The sequence below is a fragment of the Streptomyces sp. NBC_00209 genome, from assembly GCF_045206345.1.
Taxonomy (GTDB): domain Bacteria; phylum Actinomycetota; class Actinomycetes; order Streptomycetales; family Streptomycetaceae; genus Streptomyces.
This window is the reverse complement of the sequence record NZ_CP108121.1, coordinates 670,502-696,179: the sequence shown is the minus strand read 5'-3', so window position 1 is coordinate 696,179 and position 25,678 is coordinate 670,502. Positions and strand designations below refer to the sequence as shown.

The following is a 25,678-nucleotide window of genomic DNA, read 5'->3' as shown; positions in this document are numbered from 1 at the left end:
ATGGAACTGCCTCTTACGCCGGACACGCTGTCGAAGGACAAGGCCGAGACGGTCGCGGCCGAGATGGGGCTCACCCTCCCGCACCAGGAGCAGTGGGACTTCCTCCAGAGCCTCCACACCATGGACCTGCAGGCAGCGCCGGGCTCCGGCAAGACGAGCCTGGTCGGCCTTAAACTGGCGCTTCTCGCTAAGGGCTGGACGTCTGCCACTCAGGGGGTCTGCGTCCTTTCCCACACCAATACGGCCAAGGACGAGATCAAGCAACGGATCACCACTGCCACGGCCGGCCGCAGGTTCCTCGGCTACCCGCACTTCATCGGCACCATTCAGTCCTTCACACACACCTTCCTCGCCGGCCCCGCGATCAGAGGCCAGGGCGGGCGGATCGTCGTAGTGGACGACGCGGCCTACGCAGCGGCGGCCCAACGCACGCTCATGAAGGGCTGGGACTACGCCAACCTCCGGTCCACGCTGAAGCACCAGCAGGACGGTGAGCGCCTCTTGTCAGATGCCCAGTTCGTCTGCGACGGCGGCGAACTGAACGTGGTCTCCTACCGCAGTCTGCCGTTCAGGACCGATTCCAAGAGCGGCGGGGAGTTCGCAGCGCTCAAGCGCCGTTTGGCGTGGGCGGGGATATTTCGGTTCCAGGACATGTACGCCATCGCCGAACGGCACTTGATCCGCGCGCCCCACCTCGCCCGAGCCATCTCGTCGCGCTTCCCGTTCGTACTCCTGGACGAGATGCAGGACACCGACACACTCCAGCTGCGCCTGCTCGACAAGGTTTTCGGATCCGGGGGCACAGTGGTGCAGCGGGTGGGCGACGTGAACCAACGCATCTTCTCCGGTCGCCTGAAGGACGACATCGGTGCGGCCGCGTTCCCGTCACCGATGGCTACTGAACTGCCAGTGAGCCGTCGATTCGGCGGCCGCATAGCGGAGCTCGCCAGCGAGCTCACCGTCCACCGCAGGCAGAAGATCATCGGGGCGGGTCTGGACGGCACGGTGGCACTGCTCCTCTTCGACGAGCAGTCCGTCCCGGAGGTCGTGCCGGCCTTCGAGCGCCTCGCGGCGGAGACGGTCCCCGAGGACCTGCTGTCCATCAGCCCGCCCAGGGTTTTGGGGGCTAGGAAGAGGCCCGGAGCGGCGCAGCGGTTCCCGCAGAGCATTGCCTGCTACGTCCCGGAGTTCGACGCCGCCGAGAAGACGTCCGGGACGCATGCTTCCCTGGCCGACCTGGTGTTGGCCGCACGCACTCGCTGGGCACCGGGAACAAGCCGTGAGGCAGCGACAGACCTGTGGGACGGCATCCGTGCGATGGCCCGTCCCTACCTGCCGAATCAGGCAACACCGCTGCCCCCTCTGATCAGGTTGGACCGGTCTCCGGCCACTGTCGGCGGGCGGACCAGGGCGATCCTGCTTGACTTCCTCACGGGACCGGTAGAGGAAGCTGGGACCTGGGAATCGCTCTGTGCTCGGCTGACCGTTGCGATTCGAGATCTGGCGGGCGCCGTTGCGTGGGACCTCCGTGATACGTCGGCGCCCCTTGGACCTGCGGCTCGCCCTGCCGCACCGAGCACCCGACTGGGGCCGAGCATGGCGGGCACCATCCAGAGAGCCAAGGGAGAAACACATACCGCAACGCTCATCCTGGACTGCCTCGGGCGCACCGGACAGAAATACGATGTCGGGCAGGCGCTGGCCTTTCTCGCAGGTCAAGGTGAACTCGGACGGGCTTCGGAGACCGTGAAGCAGGCCATGCAACTGGTGTTCGTGGCCGCCACCCGTCCCACGCACCTTCTCGCCTTCGCGACCTTGAAAGAGCACGCGGCGCCCCACGCGGCGGCGCTGCAGGGCAGAGGCTGGCTGATCCGCGATATTTCCCCATCACGCTGAATCCGCCAGGGTCCCGACATGCAGGGAATGGTAGAAGGCAGCTACGTGTACGGTACGCAGCCCTTGCCCGGATGCAGGCATCTCAACGGCTGGAACAGCCTCCCGTACCGGGGCTGGCGTTCGTCCCAGGTGCTCGCTGCAGGGCTCACCTTCGAACCTCGCCGATGGAATGCAGCGTCTTTCCGATGACTCACCATGTTGAGTGCGTCGCGATCCTTGAACCGCCGAAAAGGGCCGCTGAGCTGCAAGTTTGCCGAGTGTGCATTATGGGCCTTACGTGCGTTGCGGGCGATATCTTGACGCACACCTGAGGCACCTTTGACGCACGACTGACGCACGCCCCGCTCTTCAGCTAACGCCCCGTAAGTAGCGGAAAGCCGCCCTTCAAACCGGTTTGACAGCCCGGTCGGAAGGGCGGCTTTCTGCTGTACGGACCCAGAACCCGTTTCTCTTGCCGCGCTTGCCTGCATCGGCGGTTGAGTACGCTCCGAGGCACAAGAGGCTGGAAATGTGCCTGCTGCCCCATGGGCAGGGGCGTGGGCGAGATCGCGCTCCGGCTTGCCACGGCCGCAGCGGACGTGCAGCGCCTTGTCGAGACAGACATGGAGGCGTTGTTGGGGGTCATTCCTGGCATCCGAATACGGCACGGGCCCTGTTCCCGCCAGCCGTATCGATTCGCTGGGGCTCGACGCGAACGGGGCACCCGTCGTGGTCGAGTACAAGCATGACACGGATCTGGGTGTGTTCTCTGAACTGGGCGGTACGGTCCGGTGCACCCAACCTCATGCCCTTCGGACCCCGTGCCGCGTGAGGGCCTGCCTCACTCGTTCATCGGCTCTGTGCGGTATAGGACCGGCCGGTCCTGCACCTTGACGAGTAGGCTGCTGCTCGCGAGATCGCGGAGGATCTGGCGCGTGTGCTTTTCCTCTGGCCCATGACCGGCGTCGCGCAGTGCGGTAAGCCCGCGCTGGGTGTCCCATAGGCCGCGAAGCGCGCGGATAGCTTCCTCCAGACTGACGCGCTGGCTCGGTCGGTGATCACTCACGGGTAACCCCTCAATGTCAGACGCTGTGTGTCTCATGGTCGCTGCGCAGGCGCGGCGTAAGCGCCTGCCTGCGCCGTGTGTTAAACGGCGACCATGCACAGCCAGCCGACAATGCGGAGAACGGGCACCACGCGTAGGTGGGTGAAGGCGATTACGGGTGTCTCATCGTCCTCGGCTGGGAAGGACAAGGCGTGCTGGATGCGCATTTCGTCCTGCGGATCATCCATGTCGCACCCTGGAACGTCGACACGGCCGCCCGCCGAGTGCAGAGCAACGCCCGGACGCGCGGTCAGGTCACGCAACTGCTGGAGACCGTACCTGGCTGCCAGTTGGGCCGTGGTAAGGGACTTCTTGATCCTAGGGCGTTCTCCGTCCACCCAGGCTGGGAAGGCCATGATGCGTAGGGCGGTTGTGTTTCCCGGCGCGCGAGCGATGCCGACGCGCAGCCGGTTGTGCAGGTTAGATAGCGCCGCGGGGATCTCGGGGACGACCGTGGGCTGGTAGAGCACGAGATCTCGTTCGCCGTTGTCCCAGCGGGTGTCGTGCACTGTTAACAACGGGCGGCCAGGAAGACGTAGTTCCCACTCAACGGCCGAGCCCTTCGCTGGGACCCCAGTGCAAGTCTTTCCCGGCTTCTCCTGCAGAGAGGTGCCGCGCTCCAGAGTGAGACCGTCCACGAGTCTCATGATCTGTGATCCACCTCCGCGTAGGGCGAGATATGCCCGGTGATGTGCGTCGGGCGCGTAAAACGTACCGCTTGCGGGGTTGATACAGCAGGAGAACGATCGAAGTCCACGTGCTGCGGATCTCCTGCTGCTGCAGCCGATTTGGCACTGCAAGTAACCTCGGACAGGTTAGTCGTGCGGAACTTCAGCACCCAGGGGTCTGATGCAGCGTTGGGTGACAGGTTCAGTCACGCGGCCTGGAGGGCCTGTGTGGTCATGACGGTTTCGTATTCGACGGGTGTGAGCCGGCCGAGGGCGGCTTGTCTGCGGCGTCGGTGGTAGGTCCGCTCGATCCAGGTCACGATGGCGATGCGGAGTTCTTCGCGGGTGGTCCAGGTGCGGCGGTCGAGGACGTTCTTTTGCAGCAGGCTGAAGAAGGACTCCATGGCCGCGTTGTCGCCTGCCGCTCCGACTCTTCCTATCGAGCCGGCCATCTGGTGGCGGCTGAGCGCTTGTACGAGTTTCCTTGATCGAAATTGCGATCCTCTGTCGCTGTGCAGGATGCATCCGGCGACGTCCTGGCGCCGGGCGACTGCGTTGTCCAGGGCGGTCACGGCCAGCCGGGACTTCATCCGTGCGTCGATGGAGTAGCCCACGATCCGGTTGCTGAAGACGTCCTTGACCGCGCAGAGATAGAGCTTGCCCTCGCCGGTGGGGTGTTCGGTGATGTCGGTGAGCCAGAGCTGGTTCGGGCCGGTCGCGGTGAAGGCCCGGTTGACCAGGTCGTCGTGGACGGGCGGGCCCGCCTTCTTTGTCCGGCCGCGTTTCTTGCCGAACACGCTCCACCATTGGTTGTTCCTGCAGATCCGCCACGCGGTGCGGTCGGCCATGTCGGTGCCGGCGTCGCGGGCCTCGTCGGCCAGGAAGCGGTAGCCGAACTCCGGGTCGTCGCGGTGGGCGGAGAACAGCGCGTGTGCGCGATGCGCCTCGGCGAGCTCGGCTGGGGTCACCGGGTCGTCGAGCCAGCGATAGTAGGGCTGTCTGGCGAGCTTCAGCACCCGGCACGCGACCGTGACGGGCACTCCGCCTGCGGCCAGCTCTTTCACGAGCGGGTAGATCCTTTTCCCGGGAGGTTCGCCTGCGACAGATAGGCCGCCGCCCGCCGCAGGACCTCGTTCTCCTGCTCCAGCAGCTTGATTCTCCGGCGGGCTTCCCGCAGTTCCGTGCTCTCCTGACTGGTCGCCCCGGGCTTCGTGCCGTCGTCGATGTCGGCGCGGCGCATCCACTTCCACAACGTCATCGCGTGGACGCCGAAGTCGGCGGCCACCTGCTCGACAGTGACGCCCGGGCCGCGGTTCCTCGCGACCCGCACGACGTCCTCGCGGAACTCCTGGGGATAAGGCTTGGGCACAGCAACATCCTTCCCACCTGCCCTACACGGCAAGCCAGTTCAGATGTCACCCGTTCGTGCGGCAGACCCAGTCTAGGCAAGGGGGCTTTGGGTAGTCCGGACGATCGAGCGACAAGTCCTGTCCGGATAGAGCACAATCATGATGACCCGGAGACCCGGACAGCGTGCAGAAGGCGATGGTCACCGGTAACGGTCGACGGATGCCGGCACGGAACGGGCTAGACGGGGTGGGGAACGAATGCGGGCAGTGGAGATCGTCGGCGTGCACGGGATCGGGCAGTCCAGAACCTCGGGGGAGCAGTTGACCCGGGACTGGGGGAGGGCGCTCGGGCGCGGCATCAAGGAGTTCACGGAACGGCCCAACCGCCCGCTCATGCTCCGCATGCCGCACTGGACTTCCCTGCTCGCTAAGGGCATGGACCGATTGGGGCCGCAGAATGACCTCTACGACGCATCGATGACATCGGCGGAGGAACGGTTCGTAGCGGAGGCCCTTGGTGACGTCGTCGGGCCGCAGGATATGGCCTACGCCGAGGAACAGCCGCTGGCCGTATTGGGCCCGCCGAAGCTCTGGTCGCCCCGGATCACTCGACTGCTGATGGCTTATGACCACCGCTTCCCCGGTGGCGGCGGGCGGTTCTTCGTCCAGCGGATGCGGGAAGTCCGCTCCTATCTGACAGAGCCGAACCTGGCCGTCAAGGTCCGCGCTCTCGTCCGGGACCACGTCACCCCGACCACCTCCGTGGTCATAGGCCATTCACTCGGCAGCGTCATCGCCTACGACTTGTTTCGTGACAAGGACGCCGCGGCTCGGACACCCGGAGACGTCCCCGCGCCCGCCGCCCACACCCTCATCACCTGTGGTTCCCCACTGGGTATCCCCTCGGTGCGGCGACTCATGAAGATCGAGGACGGCGACCACCTGCGTCTGCCCGAGCACGTCCGGTGGATCAACGTCTACGACCCGGATGACGTGGTAACCGGCGGCGCGGGGCTGCGCCGGGTGGCGTTGGGACTGGTCGATGCCGCGGTCCGCAACGGCATGGGCGACCCCCACAGCGCCGTGCGCTACCTCCGCAGCGAGCCGGTGGCCCGCGCAGTGGCGGGCGGGCGGCCATGACGCGTGACCCGGTCACCGGCACGTACGCCCGTCGCCTGCTCGTCATAGCCGTCACGGAGTACGACGACGGGACGCCGGCACAGCAACAGCAGTTCAGCACGGGTATCTCGGCGCAGATGACCGTCGTGGAGGGTTGGTGGGCCGATCCCAGCCTTGACGACACGCGTCGCTTCGCCCCCGCCCGGCCCAAGCAACTCCGTGATCTGAGGGACCTGCGCGAGTTCCTCCTGGACGAGGAACTCGCCGAGGTAGACGACGACGAAGCCCTCGTCGTTTACGTCACCGGCCACGGATTGGCCCCCGCCAACTCCCCGCAGCATTTCCTGCGCTTGTCTGACTCCTACGAGGACCGGCCGCTCAGCACTGCCTTCCCGACCGCCGAACTGATCGCGACCGTGCTGGACTCCCGGGCCACGCACGTTTTGGTGATGGTCGACTCCTGTTTCTCCGGCCGGCTCGAAACCGAGCTCAAGGCCAACCTGAAGGCGCTCCGAGAGGGGCGCCGCTCGCTCGGCTCGCTCGTCGTACTCGCGGCCGGGAATGACGAGAGCAGACCCCGGCTCGGTCAGTTCACCAACCTGCTCCGGGCCGCCCACGAGCACTGCGCGGACCGGGCCAACGGCTACGCCGGGTCCCACCTCAGCTGGCAGGACTGGAAGGGCATCGTCGGCGCGGTGTTCGACGCGAAGACCATGGCCGACGTCCACGAGATCTGGCCGACCCCGTCCGCCGCAGTCCAGAGGGCGCACCAACAGCCGAGCCCTTGCCTTCCGAACCCCGGCTACACGGCCGTCGAACCCGTACTCGGTGCCTCCCTCAGCCAGGTCGGGTGGACGCGGACCGAGCTGGACACGTACTGGATCTCACGCGCCGCCGGTCAGCCGGGAGCCGGCGCCCCCGGCTGGTACTTCACTGGGCGCACCGAGCTGGTCAGGCGGGTGCTCGCGTTCCTGGTCGGCAGCGAGAACGTACTGATCGTCACTGGCGAGGCCGGCTCGGGGAAGTCCGCCCTCCTGGCGCGCATGGTGACCCTCAGTGACGCCCGTTTCCGCGCGGACCCGCACTATGGCCCGCTCATCGCCGACATCCCCGAGGAACTCGACGTCCCGGTGGGATCGGTGGACGCGGCCGTCCTCGCTCGCAACTTCGATCCGGACGAACTCGCCCAGACCTTGCACGAGGCGCTCGGCGGCTCCCCGAGCGTCTTCGGCACGGCGCGTATGGCACGCACCCGGATGGCATCCAGCGGGCCGGCGAAGCCCTTGGACGAGGGGCCAGTGGTGGCCCTGTGCAAGCTCGTAGGGGAGCTCGCCCTGCTGCGGGGGCGGCCCCTGACCCTCGTAGTCGACGGCATCGACGAGGCCAGAAACCCGACGCGCGTCATCACCGACCTGCTCCGCCCCCTCACCCAACTGCGCATGGAAACGGACGGACGTCCCGCGGTCCGGGTGCTTCTGGGCGTCCGCAGCCCCAGGAAGTACGCGACGGTCGCCGAGAGCGCAGCGTTGCGCCCCTCCAGCTCAACCCCCATAGCCCTTTCCACCGACCTGCTCGGGCTTCTCATCCGGGCCACTCACTCCGGGAACCTGATTCGCACGGACGACGTCGAGGCAACCATGGGCGACATCGCCGCGTACGTCCGCGCGCTGCTCCAGGCCCCGTACGAAGGCCAAGGCGGCGCCGAGGAAGGGCGGCCATGGCTTCTGGGGCTGGATGCCGCCCAGCTCCAGCTCCGGTACCAGCACCGCTCGCTGGCCGCAGCGGTCGCCGAAGAGGTGTCCCCGTCCTTCCTGGACGCCCGGATCGCCGCCGAGCGACTTCGCTCGATGCATGTCCTGCCGAACCCCGACGACCCTCAGTGGCGCCGGACTCTACGCGAGGGGACCGAGGCGCTCCTTCGCGAGGATCTCGGTGAAGTGGCCCGCTGGCACGACACCCCGGTGGAACACCTGATGACCGTGTTGCGGACGTCTGCCTTCGGGCAGGGGGCGGGACTGCCCTGGGCCGACATCTGGCCCGCCGCGGTGCGGGCGCTGTGCCTGACCCCCGTGGCCGACCCGGACGCGGTCATTCGCCAAGTGATGGCCAGTCGTCTCAATGGCTACCTGACCACTGCGGTCGAGGACGAGCGGACCGTGTACCGGCCGATCCACGAACGGATCAGCGAAACCCTCCGGTACTCACCGCAGTTCCTACTCGGTCTCCCGGACACGGACCCGGCTGAGCGTTTCCCCGAGATCTCGATCACTGCCACGCACGCGCAACTCGTATGGGCTTTCGGAGAGTTGCTCCCTCCGGCACCGGACCAGCCCCCACACCCGTACCTACGACGCCACCTCATCGCGCACGCCGCCGCCGCCGGGTTGGTCGACGACCTGCACGTCCCCTGGCGTTTCCTGCCATGGGAGACGAGCGGCACGGTCCGGGCAGCCCTCGGACTCCCCGCCGACTTCCACACCGGTGCCGCGTGCCTCGCCGCGTGGGCCCGTATCGAAGCGTTTCTGGGCGATGCAGGAGCGGCGGCCCGGGCCGACAGCCTCCGTCTGTCCCTCCTGGGCACGGCTGTCGGGCGTGGTGCCGCCGGGAACATGGTCGCGACACGGCCCCTACCCCTCTACCGCTCCGGCATCACACCGCAGTGGAGCCAACTGCGGGTGCCCGACAACCTCTTGGCACGTATGTCGAGCCCTCTCGCCTCGCTGGTGTCCTTCACCCTTCCGGACGGCAGCCCGCTCGTCGCGGCGGGCGACCAGGGTGGTGAGGTGCGTGTGTGGGACCCGCGCACGGGAACGGAGTTCGGCCTGCCCTTCCGGCCGGCCCCGTACGTACGCGCCCTGGCCGTGCTGACCGCCTCCGCTGAGAGCCCTTTGCTCGCGGTGGGCACCGCCCACGGCGTCTGGATCTACGACCCGCAGAGCGGCGATGCGGCCCGGCTCCCGGTGACAGGAGCCGTGTTCGCCCTCGCCGCCTTCAGGACCAGGACCGGACGGGTCCGGCTGGCCGTCGGAACCGACGCGGGACTGATCATGTGTGATCCCTTCGACGAGGAGACACCGGTCCTGCCCCTCGGGCCCCTCGACGGTGTGATGGGCCCCTCAGTCAAGGCGTTGGCGACGTTGCAGCTCCCCTCGGGCAGGACGCTGCTCGCCGCGGGCGGCAGGAACAGCACGTTCGAGGTCTTCGACGCCGAATCGCTCGACGTCGTCACCGTGGTGCACGGGCAGGGCAGAGGAGTGGTCGCGCTCGCCCTGTACTTCGACCAGCAGGGCCGTCCCCGGCTCGCCGCGGCTTCGAGCACGACGCGCAGCGTGCGCACCTACGACGCGCTCACAGGCAATGAGAACAAGGCAGCGCGCATCCCGCGGTCGGCGGCCTCCCTCGGGCCCTACCCCCATCCGGATTTCGGAACACTGCTGGCACTCGGCGGCACTGAAGGGGGGCCCGTGAGCCTCTGGGATCCGGCCACGGGGGAAGAGGTGTACACATCCCCGCCCGACCACACGGGAAGGGTCAAGGCCGTGGTCGCGGTCGATACGGGACAGCGGATGCCCTTCGTGGTCTCCGCATCGTTGGACCGGACGGTCCGGAGCTGGAACCCCGCCGGGCGCACGTCGGAGCCGGAACTCGATCTGGAGGCGTCGGTAGACGGCTCCCTCCTAGCCGTGTTCCCCGGATCGCACGACGGCCCCAGCCTGCTGACGCCCGCCCGCTCAGGTGCCGTCAGCATCCGATCGGCGGCGAGGGGTCAACTGCGGCGTACGCAGCGGCGTCCCCAGCAGTTGACATGGCCCGCCGAATGGCACTGCGACACGTTGACCGCCCTGGCCACCCACGTCTGGCCGGACGGGTCGGCGTCCGTCGTCATCGGCCTAAAGAATGGCGTGATCGGCCGCTGGGACGAGCAGCGCGGCTGGCAGTCCCCTCTGGTGGACCAGAGCTGGCAGGCGGCGAGCGTGCGCTCTCTCGCCACGCTCTCCCTCCCCGGTGCCGACGACGTCGTCCTGGTCAGCGGCACGAGCGCGGGAAGCATCTGCTTCCATGACCTCGCCAGCGGCGAGCAACGCTGGGAGCCCGTCCGCGAGGACGTGGCCGTGCGCGCCCTCGCGGCTCTGCCGAGCGAGACGGGCCCGCTCGTGGCCCTCTCTAGTGGCCGTACCGTGAGGTTCAGCCACGTCGGTGCGCCGCCGCACCTGCGCCTGCCCGGCCGCACGGGCCCCGTCCGTTCGCTCGCAGTCTGCCCTGCGGAGGACGGCAGTTCACTGCTGGTCACCGGCGGCAGCGACGGCTGCGTCCGGCTCTGGTCCCCGGACGCTCCTCGGACAGAGGCGTATCCCGTACTCGTGGGGCACCACGGCCCGGTCTCCGCCATCGGCCTTCTACCACCCACCCTCACCTCGCCGCAGCCGCTCCTCGCCACTGCTGGCTTGAGCGACACCACCGTGCGCCTCTGGGACCCGTGGACCGGGGAAGAGCTCATGCGGGTGGTCACCGGCACGCCCCTCACCTCCCTCTGCACCCTGCCCGACGGCAGCATGCCGGACACCACCGACCCGGCGATCGCCTTTGGCGGACCAGCGGGCCTGGCAGCCCTCACTGTCCGGCGCAGGGTCATTGCATGATCGAGATCTGTCTGGGTTCGTCACGTGAGGCCGAGGGCTCGTAGGGGCCGGTGGTAGTCGCGGCCGGTGTGGCGGAGGGCGGCGGCGATGTTGGTCTGGCCGTCCTGGCGGAAGACGCTGATGGCGAGGTTGCGCAGGGAGGCCATGGCGCGGGGCAGGGTGCCGGTGCGGACCTTGGAGTCGTCCTCGCGGAACGTGCGGTCCCGGACGTGGTGCAGGAGGTTCTCGATACCCCAGTGGCCTCTGATCCAGGTGGCGAGCTCGGTGCAGGTGGCGTCGAAGACGGTCAGGCTGGTGATCAGGTAGACGCGCTCGATGGTCAGCTTCCCGGCGCTTATGTCGCGTCGCCAGCGCACGACTTGGATGGCCTGGTGGGCGCCGGGGTAGTCGAGGTGGCTGAATGCGGCGGCCTTGAGCCGGCGGACCTCGTCGCGGTGGTGGGCGTGGTCGCGCGTGCGGTGCCCGAGCGGGATGTCCCGCCAGGGCAGCGTTCTGACCTGGGCATACAGGCCCGGATGGTTCTTCTTCACGACGGCCACGTAGTGCGCGCCGCGACGGGTCAGATAGGCCCCGTTGTCGTGCTGGGTGTGCAGGGCGTCGGCGGTCACCACCGTGTTCGCCAGCTCGAGTCCGTCCAGCAACGGTGCGAAGGAGGGGATTTCGTTGCTCTTGGAAGCGACCTGCCGCTGGGCCAGGACAACGCCGTGGTGGTCCATCGCCGCCAGCAGCTGGATCGCGGCGGCCGTCTGGGTTCGCGATCCGCGGACCACCTTGCCGTCGACCGCGATCACCCGTCGCACCGGCCCCTCCTCCGCGTCCGGCTCGACCGGGGGCGGCGTTCTGGCCTGCAGATACGCGCTGATCGCCGCATCCAGCGCGTCACCGTCCACACGCTGCAGCAGGCGGCGCACGGTTGCGGCGTGCGGCACCGGCCGCAGACCGGTAAGCGGATCGGCAGCGAAGCCGAGGACACCCAGCACATGCTGCGGGGCATCCGTGATCCACTCGCTGATCGCGATGAGCGACCGGGCCCCGGTCAGCACCGCCGAGACGGCCGCGCACAGCAACGCGAGGGCCGGATACCGCAGCCCTCGCGCATCGCGGGGATCGGCGACCAGAATCAGGAAACGCCGCAGGTCAGCGACATCGCTTGAGGTGAGGGGATCAGTCGGGGAGCCCAGTTGCTCCAGCGCGGAAGGGATGGGCGATGATGTTCGGGCAGGCACGGTCTCGCTCGGTTCTCATGGGTCTCGACAACCACATGATCACCAGCACCGTGCCTGCTCTGCTCTCCGGGGTCCCTTGCCACACAACGGACTTGACGCCACGTCACTGACGAGACCGGCGAACCGGACCAATCCCAATCGCGCAATGCCCCTGGAAGTCGGCCCGAGTCGGTTTCTGCGGCCGGAGCGCGCCAGGAGGCGTGCTGGTCGTTCCCCTGCGTCTGGACCGGGCCGTGCATCGACCAGTTCTTGATTGCGCTGGGCGCGCGCCAGCGGGCCCTGGGAGGGCGCCACCGCAGAACCTGCCGCAGCAGCTCCTCGCCCCACCTGGGTGCGGAGACGAGTTGTACCGCAGATGCGCCCGGCGCAAGTTCTGCAACGAGGCAGCGAAATCTGCCTCGCCGCTTTCCGTGAGCATCGTCATCGCGCGATACGGGATGCCCGTGACGTTGGCGGCCCTGGACACGGTGGCCGGCGCCGTCCGTCCGAGGCGCCCAACTCTGCAGAGCCGCGACACACCTCTCTCGAATAGCGAGCCAAGATACCTGATGATCGCCGGTTTCCCAAACCGGCGATTGTGTTGATTGTTGAGGGAGTTCGCGCCCGATCAATCCTGGTGATCCGACTCCGTGAAGCATGCGGACAAATCCGCATCTAATGACGGTTGGCAGGCCCGGCGCCGCTGCTTCGCGAGTCCGTGATGCTGGCGGCATAGGGATATCCAGGGTTACTCGACAGGGGTGCAGAACCCGGACGCAAGGTACTGCCCAGTGGCGGCCCAGCCTGCGCGGCCGGGGTCGTCAGACGGGAGCAAGGGGAAAGGCGCATGCAGAACAACACGAAAGCCGCACCGGTCGAGGTGGCCAACGAATGGTTGAGGGGGCACTTCACGGGCGACCCCGCTCCGCGGATTGACCTGAGCTTTCGAGACGAGGAGCTTGACGCTATCGCCTACAGCAGAATACTGCAGATACTGTTTCGGCCCCGCATTGACACCCCTGCGCCTTAGGGTTACCGGTACTTGGGTGACTTCGGCTGCATGGCAAAACCCTGGGGCCCACCCGGTCAAAGGAGGTTGATATGGGAACTTCCCGAACGCGTGCCAGCGGTGTGGCGCGCGGAGGTAGGGCGGCAACGCTGCGCGCCGTGGACTACCTGCGGGTCTCCACGGAGGAGCAAACTGAGGGCTACGGCATCTCGTATACCGGCAAGCGGACTGCACGCTACATCGAGAAGAAGGGATGGGTGCACGTCGGCACGTACGCCGATGAAGGCTTCAGCGGCAGCTTGGAGGCCGACCGCCGCCCAGACCTGAAACGCCTCATGGACACCGCGCGCATGGTGCCGCGCCCGTTCGACATGGTCGTGGTGAACGAGGGGCGAGGTATCGGTCGCACAGGCCGTGCCTTCTGGAAATGGGTCTGGGAGCTCGAAGACCTTGGTGTGTACGTGGCCGTGGTCAAGCGGGACTATGACAACTCGACTTCGGCTGGTCGTAGTCAGATGCGGAAGGACGCTGACTACGCTGAAGAGGAACGCGAGTTGATTCGTGATCGCACTCAGGGTGGTATCCAGGAGAAGGCCGAAGAAGGGCTGTATCCCGGCGGGGCGGTTCCCTTCGGGTGGGAGATCGCCGAACGGGGACGGAAGGGTATTTCGCGCTATGTCATTTGCGAAACAGAGGCGCTGACGCTCCGTAGGGCACGAGAAATATTCCTCGAAAAGTTGAGCTGGGAGGAAACCGCTCTAATCCTCAACACGGAGCAGCGTAAAACGCGTTCGGGTAGGTACTGGACGGCAAAAAACATCAGATGTCGTTTGCTCGGTGGTGCGGCGATGGAGAATCGCGTTATATGGCGAGGAAGATCTGCGCAGCGAGACCCGGACGGAAATCCTATATACGGCGAGACTGTCGTCATAGAAATTCCACCCATCTTTACCGGTGGCGAAATCAATGACTTGCGTGCTGCGATGAGTCATCGCCGAGTGAAGGTTAAAAGGGATTCTCGTGTCTATACCTTGACCGGTATCATGGCTAGCCCGTGTGGTCGCACGTATGAAGGACACCAGTGTCGCCCCACCGAAATCATTTACCGCTGTAAGGGGCGGCGTGATTCCTACGCTGGAGCCAACGACCGCTGTACATGCCCGTACCTGGAAGCGACCAGCGTTGAGGGGCAGATGTGGAATGCGGTCGCGGCCCTCCTTGGCGACGCCGACCGCATGAAGGCCATGGCTCAAGAATGGCTGGACGCGACCGGGCGCGAGCGGGTGGACTACAACAAGCGCATATCCGAACTAAGTGAACAGATTGCCGAGGCAGAAGACCTGATAGAAGTCGCCGCTGCAACAGCGGCCAAGCGAGCCCTGCGTCGAGGTCTGAGCAGGGAGGAGGCGGAGCAAGCAGCGGATAGGGCCACGAAGCCGCACGAAGAGATCCTGGCTGGTCTGGAAAAGCAGCGCCAGGAGGCGAAGGCTTGGCAGAGCGAGGCGACTGAAGCTGGTCAGCGCGTTCAAGGGCTGGAGCGCCTAGCCGCAACGGCGCGGAGGAACCTCAAGGACATCGACCAAGAAGAGAAGGCCGAGCTTTTTCGCAGTGTGGGCCTACGGGCCCAGGTGGTCAGGTGCGCCCCGCGACGCAAGGGCGTTGCATGCGCGATACGAGATTGGTTCCTGCAGGAGGGGCAGGAGGTTCCTGTTCTGTGTGACCAGGCGTGGGCGCGGATTGAGCCACTCATGGGTGGTAGCCGATCCGTCGTCGATCGGCGCACGATCGTCGCCGCTCTGCTGGACAAAGCTGTTTCGGGTGAACGGTTCCAGGATGTGGCGCCGCGGTATGGCGTCAAGCCGGCGACCCTGCAGACTCAAGCTCACCGTTGGTTGCAGGCTGGCGTTTGGGCCGAGGCTATGACTTCACTGAAGGGGATGGAGTCTCAACCAGCGTGGCAACCGGACCCGGTCGAGATCCGGGCGAGCTTGAAGCCACTGGCCATTGAGTGCTTTGAGGGTGACGTGGAACGCGACGGTTCGACACCGGGCCGCCGACGCAGAACTCGGTCCGCTCGCCGATGCCCTGCTGCGCGATGTCGTGGGACAGGATCTGGGCGTGCGCCTCGCAGTCCTTGATCAGGGCCGACAGTTCGAGCAGGGCGAAGACGTCGTGGCGATGGACCGAGCCGTCGCCGCCCGCGTCGCGGTTGACGACGAGCAGGCACTCGGAGTTCCCCGGCAGCCCGAAGAACGCCTGCTTGCGGCGGAGCTTGCGGCGCCACAGATGGGTGCGCGCGAGCCAGCCGAGGGCGGCGCTGATGCCGGCGGCTATCACGCCCAGCACGATGTTGCGTACGTCGTCAGTCATGGGCGGGCATGTTAGCGGGCATTCGGCCTCACGTCCGAGGCGGTCCTGACGGGGCGGCCGGGGCGGCGTTACCCTGCGCGGACGATCCTTCACCGGAGGTTGCGCGTGCGACGTTCCATCAGGCGAAATGTGTCGTTGGCGGCGATCCTGGCCGCCGTCGTGTCGGTCGGGGCCGCCGCCCCCTCCTCGTCCGCCCATCCCGGACATTCCCCCGCGCCACCGCCCAAGTCACCCGTCGCGGTGGGATACGGCGGAGCGGTCTCCAGTGTCGACGCGGACGCCACGGCCGCCGGTATCGAGGTGCTGCGCAACGGCGGCAACGCGGTCGACGCCGCCGTGGCCACGGCCGCCGCGCTCGGCGTCACCGAGCCGTACTCCGCGGGGCTCGGCGGCGGTGGCTACTTCGTCTACTACGACGCCCGCAGCCACACCGTCCGCACCATCGACGGCCGCGAGACCGCCCCGCGCAGCGCCGACTCCTCCCTCTTCCTGGAGAACGGCAAGCCGCTCGACTTCGCGGACGCCGTGACCAGCGGGCTGAGCATCGGGACCCCCGGCACGCCCGCCACCTGGGACACCGCCCTGGACACCTGGGGCAGCACGTCGCTCCGGCAGGTTCTGAAGCCCGCCGAGCGGATCGCCCGGGACGGCTTCGTCGTGGACGAGACGTTCCGCTCGCAGACGGCCGGCAACGAGGAGCGGTTCCGGGACTTCCCGGCCACCCGCAAGCTGTTCCTGCCCGGCGGAAAGCTCCCCGAGGTCGGCTCGGTCCTCAGGAACCCGGATCTGGCACGCACCTACGAGGAGGTCGGCCGCAAAGGCGTGGACGAGCTCTACCGGGGCGAGCTCGCCGAGGACGTCGTACGAACCGTACGCAACCCGCCCGTCGACCCGGCCTCCGACCGGGTGGTGCGCCCCGGCGACCTGACCGCGAAGGACCTGCGCTCCTACCGCGCGCTGCGCCAAGCGCCGACGAAGGTGAACTACCGGGGGCTCGACGTGTACGGCATGGCGCCGTCCTCGTCCGGCGGTACGACGGTGGGCGAGGCCCTCAACATCCTGGAGTCCACGGACCTCTCGCGGGCGAGCGAGGCCCAGTACCTGCACCGCTCCATCGAGGCGAGCCGCATCGCGTTCGCCGACCGGGGGCGCTGGGTCGGCGACCCCGCCTTCGAGGACGTGCCGACGAAGCAGCTGCTCAGCCAGCGGTTCGCGGACGCGCGGGAGTGCCTGATCAAGGACGACGCGGTGCTGACGAGCCCGCTCGCCCCGGGCGACCCGCGCCACCCCGGCGCCTGCCGGTCCACGGGGAAGGCCGCGCCGACCACGTACGAGGGTGAGAACACCACGCACCTGACGACCGCCGACAAGTGGGGCAACGTCGTCGCGTACACGCTGACCATCGAGCAGACCGGCGGCAGCGGGATCACCGTGCCGGGGCGCGGCTTCCTGCTCAACAACGAGCTGACCGACTTCTCCTTCGCACCGGCCGACCCCGCCGTCCACGACCCGAACCTGCCCGGTCCGGGCAAGCGCCCGCGCTCCTCGATCTCGCCGACCATCGTGCTCCGGCACGGCGAGCCGGTCCTCGCCCTCGGCTCGCCCGGCGGCGCGACCATCATCACCACCGTGCTCCAGACGCTGACCGGCAAGCTGGACCGGGGGCTCCCGCTGGTCGACGCCATCGCCGCGCCTCGGGCCAGCCAGCGCAACGCACCGGCCACCGAACTGGAACCGGCGCTCTGGAACAGCCCGTTGCGGGCGAAGCTGGAATCCCTCGGCCACGTCTTCAAGCTCAACCCGGAGATCGGCGCGGCGACCGGCGTACAGCGGCTGCCCGACGGGCGGTGGCTCGCCGCGGCCGAGAAGGAGCGGCGCGGCGGCGGCTCGGCGATGGTGGTGAGGCCCAGCGGGGGGCGCTGACCCGCACACCGGACAAGGGGGGCACGGCACGACCATCTCCTCCCAGACCCGGGCCGGCCCGTGACCGGGAGGGCGCCGTCGGGGCGGCTGACCTGCTGGCCAAGGCGTCGGCCTGCGAGCAGCTGTCGAACGGTAAGTACCGGAAGGACGAGGCGACTTCGGTGAAGTGCGGTGCGAAGGGGGCCGTGTTCTGGAAGGCCGACCTGGACATCGACTGCGACGGACAGGTCACCGCCGCCTGCGACCCGGCCACCGACCCCGCCTTCCACGGCGACACCGCCTTCCACGCCTCGGACGGCCGGCCGCTGAACGCGGAGAAGCTGCCGTACGTGGTCGTGCCCGCGCCCTCCGGCGTCTGGGACTACGCGAAGTCCGGCGTCAAGGGCGGCGGGGTCGTCGCCGTCGTGCACGGCGAGAAGGTGGAGTACGCGGTCGTGGGCGACGTCGGCCCGGAGCGCATCATCGGCGAAGCCTCGTACGCCACGGCGAAATCGCTCGGCATCGACCCGGACCCGGGCAGCGGCGGCGCACCCTCCGGGGTCACGTACATCCTGTTCAAGGACTCCCGGGTGTCACCGATCGAGGACCACGAAGCCGCCGTGCGTACGGGACGGGCGCTCGCGGAGGAGTTCGTACGCGGGGACTAGAGCGCGGTCAGGATGCGCGGGCCGTCGTCCGTGATCGCCACCGTGTGCTCGGCGTGCGCGGCCCGGCTGCCGTCCGTCGTGCGCAGGGTCCAGCCGTCGCGGTCCGCGCGGTACGTGTCCACGCCGCCCCCGATGAGCATCGGCTCGATGGCCAGCACCATGCCGTGCCGCAGCGGCATCCCGCGCCCCGGACGGCCCTCGTTGGGCACCCCCGGGTCCTCGTGCATCTCGCGGCCCACGCCGTGCCCGCCGAACCCCTCGGGGATGCCGTAGCCGGCGGTGCGGCAGACGGTGCCGATGGCGTGCGCGATGTCACCGATCCGGTTGCCCACGGTGGCCGCCGCGATGCCCGCTTCCAGGGCCTTGTACGCGGTGTCGATGAGCCGGGTGTCGGCGGGGCGGGCGCGGCCCACGGTGAAGCTGATCGCCGAGTCACCGGCCCAGCCGTCCAGCGTGGCACCCGCGTCGATGCTGACCAGGTCGCCGTCGCGCAGCCGGTAGTCCGTCGGGATGCCGTGCACGATCGCGTCGTTGACCGACGCGCAGATGACCGCGGGGAAGGGGACCGGGGCGAAGTGGGGCCGGTAGCCCAGGAACGGCGAGCCCGCGCCCGCCTCGCGCAGCACCCCGCGCGCCACCTCGTCCAGTTCGCGCAGCGAGACGCCGACCTCGGCGGCCTCCCGGGCGGCGGTGAGCATGCGGGCGACGACGCGGCCGGTCGTACGCATGGCTTCGATGGATGTGTCCGTCTTGAGTTGCACCATGCCAATTACAATACCGCAATTACTATACCGGTCCGAGCGGTATTAGAATGACGGCATGGTCCGTACCCCCCTGACCCCCGAAGAGCGCCTGCGCGGCGAACGGCTCGGCCTGCTGCTGCGCGAGGCGCGAGGCGCCCGCTCCATGACCGAGATCGCCGCCCACGCCGGAATCTCCGCCGAGACCCTGCGGAAGATCGAGACCGGCCGCGCCCCCACCCCCGCGTTCTTCACCGTCGCCGCCCTCTCCGGCGCGCTCGGCCTCTCCATGGACGAACTCCTGCTGCGCTGCGCCCCGGCACCGGCGGCGGTACCGCTCGCCGGATAGCCCGGTGGCTCGCGCCCCGCTTGCGCCGCGCGCATAGTCTGGGGGCCATGAGCCTCCAGGACTTCGCGCGCAGCGAGTACGTCAGCCTGACCACGTACCGCAAGGACGGCACGCCCGTCGCCACCCCCGTCTGGGCGGTGGCCGAAGGCGGCAAGCTGCTCGTCTGGACCAAGACGGACTCCTGGAAGGTCAAGCGCCTGCGCAACGACACCCGGGTCCGGGTCACCGTCTGCGACGTTCGCGGCCGGACCGAGGAGGGCGCCCCGAGCGCCGAGGGCACCGCCCGGCTGCTCGACGAGCGGGAGACGGTGGCCGTGCGCCGCGCCATAGGCCGCAAGTACACCTGGAAGTACTGGCTGCTCGACTACCCGGCGATGATCGTCCGCCTGGGCAAGCGCCCGCACACCGGGATCGCCATCACCCTCTGAGCCCCGCACCGGCTTCGGGCGTGTTTCGAGAGTCCCGCCCCCTCGCCTCGCACCCGCAAAGCGCGTGTAGCCGTCCCGTAACACACCTGCGGTCGAATGCCCCGGACCGGAGGGTTCCGGGCGACGGCGGCCGAAGGCGACGGTGACGGTGCATCAAGAGGTGGTATCGGTAAGGGACTTCGCGACCCATCTGCGTGAGCTGGTGGCGCTGCTCGATCCCGGGCGGGGGTGGTACGGGGTCTTCCGCCGCCGCGACCCGATGGGGATGGACGCCTGCCTGGACGGGGCCGAGCTGCCGCCCTGGGACGTGATGGAGGCGCTGTTCGCGGACCTGGCGGAGGCGCGGGGGAGTGCGTACGCGGGACAGGCGTCGGCACGTGCCGCCCGGCTCCACGCGGACTGCGCCCTCAGCCTCGACCGCCGCCCGGGCGGCCGCGCCCGCCTGGTGGAACGGCTCGGCCTCCTGCTGCGCGAGCAGGAATACGCCGCCGAGCGGCTGCGGGCGGCCCGTGAGCGTGGCGACGGGGACGAGACGGCACTCGCCTGGGCCCGCGACGACCACGTCCGCGCCTCGGCCCGCTGCGTCGAACTCCGCAGCCGCCTGACGGCCGTCTCCCGTACCCCGGACCGGTTCGCAGCCGGAGCGGCGGCCCCCGCGAGGCCCGCTGCCCCCGAGCCGGAGCCCGCGCCCGCGCCCCACGAAACCGCACCCGCCCGGAGGCGGAAGGCGACCGGGGCCCGGTTCGCGGGTCTGGAGGCCGAGGACGGCGGCGCGGACAAGGCGCCCGTGCTGCCCGCCGTGCCGGCCGCCTCACCGCGCGGCGCCCGCTTCGGTGGAGCGCCCGCCGCGAGCACCGAGCGGCCCACGGCCTCGCCGGACCCGGCCGCGCTCCGGTCCGCGCAGGCGGTCGTGGGCGCGCTGCTCCGGTTGCGCGCCGAGGGCCGCAGCGGCGAGGCGCACGCCGTGCTCTGCGAGGCGGCGGCCCTCCCCGGGCACCGGCTGCCGCTCCTCGCCGTCGAGCTGCACCGGGCCGGGCTCGGCGCGGACTGGGCCACCCTGCTCTGGGAGGTCGCCTCGCTCCCCCCGGACGGGCTCGCGGCCGCCGTGGACGCCCTGGCGGCGGCGGGGCGTGCCGAGGACTGCGGGCAGCTGCTGCGGCAGGGCGTCGCACGTCCGGCCGCCGAGATCGCCGAGGCCGCGACCGCCCTCGACCGGGCGGGCCGGGGTCCGCTGGCCCAGACGCTGCTCGGCGCCTTCGTCCGGGTCCGCTCGCCGCAGGAAGCGGCCATGATCGCTTCGATCGACCCGCCCCGGCTCGTACCGCAACTGCTCGCCGCCGCCCGGACGGTGTCCGAGGCGCGCGAGCGCGGCGTCGAGCATGCCCTGCGCGTGGCGGGACTGAGCTGAGGCGCGCGGGGTACTGGCCCGCACGGGTGTGAAACATGATCGACTCAGCCGGTTCACGGCGATGGTCTTGCCCCGCGGTGTGACGGGGCTTACGTTCTCCCGTACGCACGTGTCTACGGGCGTAGAAGAAGCACGAAAAGGCTCTCTGACGCCGCGTCGAAGGAGCAGCTCATGTCCCACGTCGTACGCGCCGCACTCGTCCAGGCGACCTGGACCGGCGACACCGAATCCATGATCGCCAAGCACGAGGAGCATGCTCGCGAGGCCGCCCGGCAGGGGGCGAAGATCATCGGCTTCCAGGAGGTGTTCAACGCCCCCTACTTCTGCCAGGTGCAGGAGCCCGAGCACTACCGCTGGGCCGAGGCGGTGCCGGACGGCCCGACCGTACGGCGCATGCGGGACCTGGCCCGCGAGACCGGCATGGTGATCGTCGTCCCGGTCTTCGAGCTGGAGCAGTCCGGCTTCTACTACAACACCGCCGCCGTGATCGACGCCGACGGCTCCTACCTCGGCAAGTACCGCAAGCACCACATCCCGCAGGTCAAGGGCTTCTGGGAGAAGTACTACTTCAAACCCGGCAACGTGGGCTGGCCGGTCTTCGACACCGCCGTCGGCAAGGTCGGCGTCTATATCTGCTACGACCGGCACTTCCCCGAGGGATGGCGTCAACTGGGCCTCAACGGAGCCCAGTTGGTCTACAACCCGTCCGCCACCTCGCGCGGCCTCTCCGCCCACCTGTGGCAGCTGGAACAGCCCGCGTCCGCCGTCGCCAACGAGTACTTCATCGCCGCGATCAACCGCGTCGGCCAGGAGGAGTACGGCGACAACGACTTCTACGGCACCAGCTACTTCGTGGACCCGCGCGGCCAGTTCGTCGGCGACGTCGCGAGCGACAAGGAGGAGGAACTCCTCGTCCGCGACCTGGACTTCGGGCTCATCGAAGAGGTCCGGCAGCAGTGGGCGTTCTACCGGGACCGCCGCCCCGACGCGTACGAGGGGCTGGTCGAGCCGTGAGCAGCCTCCACCACCGCCACCTCGCCGTCAGCCCCGACTGGCTGGCCCTCTACTACCGCCACCCGCTGGAGATCACGCACGGCGAGGGCCGCCACGTCTGGGACGCCGACGGCAACCGCTACCTCGACTTCTTCGGCGGCATCCTCACCACCATGACGGCCCATGCCCTGCCCGAGGTCAGCAAGGCCGTCAGTGAGCAGGCCGGCCGGATCATCCACTCCTCGACGCTCTACCTCAACCGCCCGATGATCGAGCTGGCCGAGCGCATCGCCTCGCTCTCCGGCATCCCCGACGCCCGGGTCTTCTTCACCACCTCCGGCACCGAGGCCAACGACACCGCCCTGCTCCTGGCCACCACGTACCGCAGGTCGAACCAGATCCTGGCGATGCGCAACAGCTACCATGGCCGGTCCTTCTCCGCGGTCTCCATCACCGGCAACAACGCCTGGTCGCCCACCAGCCTCTCGCCGCTCCAGACCCTGTACGTGCACGGCGGCGTCCGCACCCGGGGCCCCTACGCGCACCTGAGCGACGAGGAGTTCACCGCCGCCTGCGTCGCGGACCTGGAGGACCTGCTCGGCCACACCCGCACCCCGGCTGCCCTGATCGCCGAACCCATCCAGGGCGTCGGCGGCTTCACCTCACCGCCCGACGGGCTGTACGGCGCGTTCCGCGAGGTGCTGAACCGGCACGGCGTGCTGTGGATCTCCGACGAGGTGCAGACGGGGTGGGGGCGCTCCGGCGAACACTTCTGGGGCTGGCAGGCCCATGCCCGGAACGGGCCGCCGGACATCCTCACCTTCGCCAAGGGCATCGGCAACGGGATGTCCATCGGAGGCGTGGTCGCCCGCGCCGAGGTCATGAACTGCCTGGACGCCAACTCCATCTCGACGTTCGGCGGTTCCCCGGTCACCATGGCGGCCGGCCTCGCCAACCTCTCGTACCTCCTGGAACACGACCTCCAGGGCAACGCCCGCCGCGTCGGCGGCCTGCTCATCGAGCGGCTGCGCGCCATCGGTGCCACCTCGGAGCGGGTCCGCGAGGTGCGCGGCCGGGGCCTGATGATCGGGATCGAACTCGTGAAGCCCGGCACCGACGAGGCCGACCCGGAAGCGGCCACGGCCGTCCTGGAGGCGGCGCGCGAGGGCGGCCTGCTCATCGGCAAGGGCGGCGGCCACAACACCAGCGTGCTGCGCATCGCCCCGCCGCTCTCGCTCGCGATCGCCGAGGCGGAAGAGGGCGCGGACATCCTCGCCGACGCGCTGAGCACCGTGGGCTGAGCGCCGGCACCCGCGCGGGTGCGGGGCCGGACCCCGCACCCGCGTTCCACCCGTACAACGAGGAGGGGTACCCATGAGCCGTACCGTCATCCGCGGCGGCCTGGTCGTCACCGCGTCGGACGAGATGCACGCGGACGTCCTCGTCGACGGCGGCCGGATCGCCGCGCTCGCCGCCCACGACAGCGACGAGGCGGCCGGCTGGACCGCCGCCCGGACCATCGACGCGACCGGAAAGTACGTCATCCCGGGCGGTGTCGACGCGCATACCCACATGGAGATGCCGTTCGGCGGCACCTACGCGGCCGACACCTTCGAGACCGGCACCCGCGCCGCGGCCTGGGGCGGCACCACCACCATCGTGGACTTCGCCATCCAGTCCGTCGGCCGCTCCCTGCGCGAGGGCCTGGACGCCTGGTACGCCAAGGCGGACGGCAACTGCGCCATCGACTACGCCTTCCACATGATCCTCGCGGACGTGAACGAGTCCTCGCTCAAGGAAATGGACCTCCTGGTCGGTGAGGGCATCACGTCCTTCAAGCTGTTCATGGCCTACCCCGGTGTCTTCTACAGCGACGACGGGCAGATCCTGCGCGCCATGCAGCGGGCCGAGTCCAACGGCGGCCTGATCATGATGCACGCGGAGAACGGCATCGCCATCGACGTCCTGGTGGAGCAGGCCCTCGCCGCCGGCCGCACCGACCCGCGCTACCACGGAGACGTACGCAAGGTGGCGCTGGAGGCGGAGGCCACGCACCGCGCCATCCAGCTGGCCCGCGTCGCCGGATCGCCGCTGTACGTCGTGCACGTCTCCGCCGACGAGGCCGTCGCCGAGATCGCCGCCGCCCGCCACAAGGGGCAGCCCGTGTTCGGCGAGACCTGCCCGCAGTACCTCTTCCTCTCCACCGACAACCTCGCCGAACCGGACTTCGAGGGCGCCAAGTACGTCTGCTCCACTCCGCTGCGGCCCCGGGAGCACCAGGAGGTCCTGTGGCGCGGGCTGCGCAACAACGAGCTCCAGGTCGTCTCCACCGACCACTGCCCCTTCTGCTTCTCCGGGCAGAAGGACATGGGCCGGGGAGACTTCTCGAAGATCCCCAACGGCATGCCGGGCGTCGAGAACCGCATGGACCTGCTGCACCAGGCCGTGGTGGACGGCCACATCTCGCGGCGCCGCTGGATCGAGATCGCCTGCGCGTCCCCGGCCCGGATGTTCGGTCTCTACCCGAAGAAGGGCACGATCGCGCCCGGCGCGGACGCGGACATCGTCGTCTACGACCCGGCCGCCCGGCAGACCGTGTCCGCCGAGACCCACCACATGAACGTCGACTACTCGGCGTACGAGGGGAAGCAGCTCACCGGGCAGGTCGAGACGGTGCTCTCGCGCGGCGAGGTCGTCATCGACCACCGCACGTACACCGGCCGCGCCGGCCACGGCAGCTACACCCCACGCGCCACCTGTCAGTACCTGAACTAGGAGCAACGGGCATGGACTTCGGACTCGTCCTCCAGACGGACCCGCCCGCATCGGCCGTGATCAGCCTGATGCGCCGCGCCGAACGCAACGGGTTCCGCTACGGCTGGACCTTCGACTCTGCGGTGCTCTGGCAGGAGCCGTTCGTCATCTACAGCAGCATCCTGGAACACACCGACCGGCTCACCGTCGGCCCCATGGTCACCAACCCGGGCACCCGCACCTGGGAGGTGACCGCCTCCACCTTCGCCACCCTCAACGACATGTACGGCAACCGGACCGTGTGCGGGATCGGCCGGGGCGACTCCGCGATGCGCGTCGCCGGGCGCGCGCCCAACACCCTGGCCCGGCTCGGCGAGGCCATCGACGTCATCCGCGACCTGGCGGAGGGCCGCGAGGCCGAGGTGGACGGCAACCCCATCCGCATCCCCTGGATCAAGGACGGAAAGCTCCCCGTCTGGATGGCCGCCTACGGCCCCAAGGCCCTCGCGCTCGCCGGGCAGAAGGCCGACGGCTTCATCCTCCAGCTCGCTGACCCGTATCTCACCGAATGGATGATCAAAGCGGTACGGGACGCGGCGGCCGGGGCCGGACGCGACCCGGACTCCGTCGCCATCTGCGTCGCCGCCCCCGCCTACGTCACCGACGACGACTCGCCCGAGGCGCTGGCCCACGCCCGGGACCAGTGCCGCTGGTTCGGCGGGATGGTCGGCAACCACGTCGCCGACCTCGTCGCCCGGTACGGCGAGCACTCGGGCCTCGTCCCCGACGAGCTGACCGCGTACATCAAGGGCCGGCAGGGCTACGACTACAGCCACCACGGGCGGGCCGGGAACCCCGACACCGCGTTCGTCCCCGACGTCATCGTGGACCGCTTCTGCCTGCTCGGTCCGGCCTCCGCCCATGTCGAGAAGCTGAGACACCTCAAGGGTCTGGGCGTCGACCAGTTCGCGGTGTACAACATGCACGACGCCCGCGAAGCCACCATCGACGCCTACGGCTCCACCGTCATCCCCGCCCTCACCGACTGACCGCCCCACGGTCGTACGCAACCCCCGGTCGTACGCGAAACCCCCCG

Annotated in this window: 17 protein-coding genes and 1 pseudogene; 13 read left to right on the top strand and 5 right to left on the bottom strand. The window is 69.0% G+C overall.

The genetic code is table 11. The annotated features are described in order from the left end of the window. Positions 1-1,896 (top strand): UvrD-helicase domain-containing protein, encoded by a 1,896-nt coding sequence (locus tag OG867_RS03050; RefSeq protein ID WP_406282418.1) that lies wholly within the window; start codon positions 1-3, stop codon positions 1,894-1,896. 1,125 nt (positions 1,897-3,021) lie between these two features. Here OG867_RS03050 and OG867_RS03045 read toward each other — a convergent pair. Both OG867_RS03045 and OG867_RS03040 read right to left on the bottom strand, forming a co-directional pair. Next, entirely contained in the window at positions 3,022-3,627 is a 606-nt protein-coding gene (locus OG867_RS03045) for a hypothetical protein (RefSeq protein WP_406282415.1), read from the bottom strand. A gap of 227 nt (positions 3,628-3,854) precedes the next feature. After that, a protein-coding gene (locus tag OG867_RS03040) for an IS3 family transposase (protein ID WP_406282412.1) occupies positions 3,855-5,017 on the bottom strand; the annotation gives its coding sequence in 2 pieces (ribosomal slippage) (positions 3,855-4,730 and positions 4,733-5,017; 1,161 coding nt in all). A 238-nt stretch (positions 5,018-5,255) separates the two neighbouring features. On the opposite strand from OG867_RS03040, the gene OG867_RS03035 reads away from it, so the two are divergent. Next, positions 5,256-6,137 (top strand): hypothetical protein, encoded by an 882-nt coding sequence (locus OG867_RS03035; protein WP_406282409.1) that lies wholly within the window; start codon positions 5,256-5,258, stop codon positions 6,135-6,137. Then, on the top strand, positions 6,134-10,756 hold the full coding sequence (locus tag OG867_RS03030) for an AAA family ATPase (RefSeq protein WP_406282406.1): 4,623 nt from the start codon (positions 6,134-6,136) through the stop codon (positions 10,754-10,756). The genes OG867_RS03035 and OG867_RS03030 overlap by 4 nt, the downstream gene beginning before the upstream one ends. A gap of 20 nt (positions 10,757-10,776) precedes the next feature. Here OG867_RS03030 and OG867_RS03025 read toward each other — a convergent pair whose 3' ends face one another. Continuing rightward, the gene (locus OG867_RS03025) at positions 10,777-11,823 is read right to left on the bottom strand and encodes an ISAs1 family transposase (protein WP_406290728.1); all 1,047 of its coding nucleotides are present in this window, start codon (positions 11,821-11,823) and stop codon (positions 10,777-10,779) included. Between the two features lie 1,305 nt (positions 11,824-13,128). Here OG867_RS03025 and OG867_RS03020 point away from each other — a divergent pair. Further along, a complete protein-coding gene (locus tag OG867_RS03020) occupies positions 13,129-15,108 on the top strand; it encodes a recombinase family protein (RefSeq protein WP_406282403.1) in 1,980 nt (659 codons plus the stop codon). Here OG867_RS03020 and OG867_RS03015 read toward each other — a convergent pair. Beyond that, a pseudogene (locus OG867_RS03015) lies at positions 14,998-15,340 on the bottom strand (hypothetical protein); the annotation flags it as partial. The gene OG867_RS03020 and the pseudogene OG867_RS03015 sit on opposite strands and share 111 nt — an antisense overlap. A gap of 105 nt (positions 15,341-15,445) precedes the next feature. On the opposite strand from OG867_RS03015, the gene ggt reads away from it, so the two are divergent. Further along, entirely contained in the window at positions 15,446-17,263 is a 1,818-nt protein-coding gene (gene ggt, locus OG867_RS03010) for a gamma-glutamyltransferase (protein ID WP_406282401.1), read from the top strand. After that, positions 17,260-17,910, top strand: coding sequence for a glycoside hydrolase family 75 protein (locus tag OG867_RS03005; RefSeq protein WP_406290726.1), 651 nt, complete (start codon positions 17,260-17,262; stop codon positions 17,908-17,910). Before ggt ends, OG867_RS03005 begins: the two co-directional genes overlap by 4 nt. Here OG867_RS03005 and map read toward each other — a convergent pair. Further along, the gene (map, locus tag OG867_RS03000; protein ID WP_406282398.1) at positions 17,907-18,674 is read right to left on the bottom strand and encodes a type I methionyl aminopeptidase; all 768 of its coding nucleotides are present in this window, start codon (positions 18,672-18,674) and stop codon (positions 17,907-17,909) included. The two genes, OG867_RS03005 and map, sit on opposite strands and share 4 nt — an antisense overlap. Positions 18,675-18,729: 55 nt before the next feature. Between map and OG867_RS02995 the strand changes: the two genes are divergently transcribed. The 7 genes from OG867_RS02995 to OG867_RS02965 all read left to right on the top strand — a co-directional run bounded on the left by OG867_RS02995 (position 18,730) and on the right by OG867_RS02965 (position 25,631). Next, on the top strand, positions 18,730-18,999 hold the full coding sequence (locus tag OG867_RS02995; protein WP_328903451.1) for a helix-turn-helix transcriptional regulator: 270 nt from the start codon (positions 18,730-18,732) through the stop codon (positions 18,997-18,999). Between the two features lie 47 nt (positions 19,000-19,046). Next, positions 19,047-19,427 carry a PPOX class F420-dependent oxidoreductase gene (locus OG867_RS02990; protein WP_328903452.1) on the top strand — a complete coding sequence of 127 codons (381 nt, stop codon included), beginning with the start codon at positions 19,047-19,049 and terminating at the stop codon, positions 19,425-19,427. A 142-nt stretch (positions 19,428-19,569) separates the two neighbouring features. Beyond that, positions 19,570-20,835: a hypothetical protein gene (locus tag OG867_RS02985; RefSeq protein ID WP_406282393.1), complete on the top strand. Its 1,266-nt coding sequence runs from the start codon at positions 19,570-19,572 to the stop codon at positions 20,833-20,835. Positions 20,836-21,006: 171 nt separating this feature from the next. Beyond that, positions 21,007-21,849: a nitrilase-related carbon-nitrogen hydrolase gene (locus OG867_RS02980; protein ID WP_328903454.1), complete on the top strand. Its 843-nt coding sequence runs from the start codon at positions 21,007-21,009 to the stop codon at positions 21,847-21,849. After that, on the top strand, positions 21,846-23,129 hold the full coding sequence (locus tag OG867_RS02975) for an aspartate aminotransferase family protein (RefSeq protein WP_406282390.1): 1,284 nt from the start codon (positions 21,846-21,848) through the stop codon (positions 23,127-23,129). The genes OG867_RS02980 and OG867_RS02975 overlap by 4 nt, the downstream gene beginning before the upstream one ends. Before the next feature lie 73 nt (positions 23,130-23,202). Continuing rightward, positions 23,203-24,603, top strand: a complete 1,401-nt coding sequence (gene hydA, locus OG867_RS02970) for a dihydropyrimidinase (protein WP_406282387.1) — start codon at positions 23,203-23,205, stop codon at positions 24,601-24,603. 11 nt (positions 24,604-24,614) lie between these two features. Then, entirely contained in the window at positions 24,615-25,631 is a 1,017-nt protein-coding gene (locus OG867_RS02965; RefSeq protein WP_328903457.1) for a TIGR03842 family LLM class F420-dependent oxidoreductase, read from the top strand. Positions 25,632-25,678 lie beyond the last annotated feature (47 nt).

Coding starts and splice junctions, on each gene's coding strand:
- OG867_RS03035 (WP_406282409.1), top strand. CDS start 5,256: ATGCGGGCAGTGGAGATCGTCGGCGTGCACGGGATCGGGCAGTCCAGA.
- map (WP_406282398.1), bottom strand. CDS start 18,674: ATGGTGCAACTCAAGACGGACACATCCATCGAAGCCATGCGTACGACC.
- OG867_RS03030 (WP_406282406.1), top strand. CDS start 6,134: ATGACGCGTGACCCGGTCACCGGCACGTACGCCCGTCGCCTGCTCGTC.
- OG867_RS03045 (WP_406282415.1), bottom strand. CDS start 3,627: ATGAGACTCGTGGACGGTCTCACTCTGGAGCGCGGCACCTCTCTGCAG.
- hydA (WP_406282387.1), top strand. CDS start 23,203: ATGAGCCGTACCGTCATCCGCGGCGGCCTGGTCGTCACCGCGTCGGAC.
- OG867_RS02990 (WP_328903452.1), top strand. CDS start 19,047: ATGAGCCTCCAGGACTTCGCGCGCAGCGAGTACGTCAGCCTGACCACG.
- OG867_RS02965 (WP_328903457.1), top strand. CDS start 24,615: ATGGACTTCGGACTCGTCCTCCAGACGGACCCGCCCGCATCGGCCGTG.
- OG867_RS02980 (WP_328903454.1), top strand. CDS start 21,007: ATGTCCCACGTCGTACGCGCCGCACTCGTCCAGGCGACCTGGACCGGC.
- OG867_RS02995 (WP_328903451.1), top strand. CDS start 18,730: ATGGTCCGTACCCCCCTGACCCCCGAAGAGCGCCTGCGCGGCGAACGG.
- OG867_RS03050 (WP_406282418.1), top strand. CDS start 1: ATGGAACTGCCTCTTACGCCGGACACGCTGTCGAAGGACAAGGCCGAG.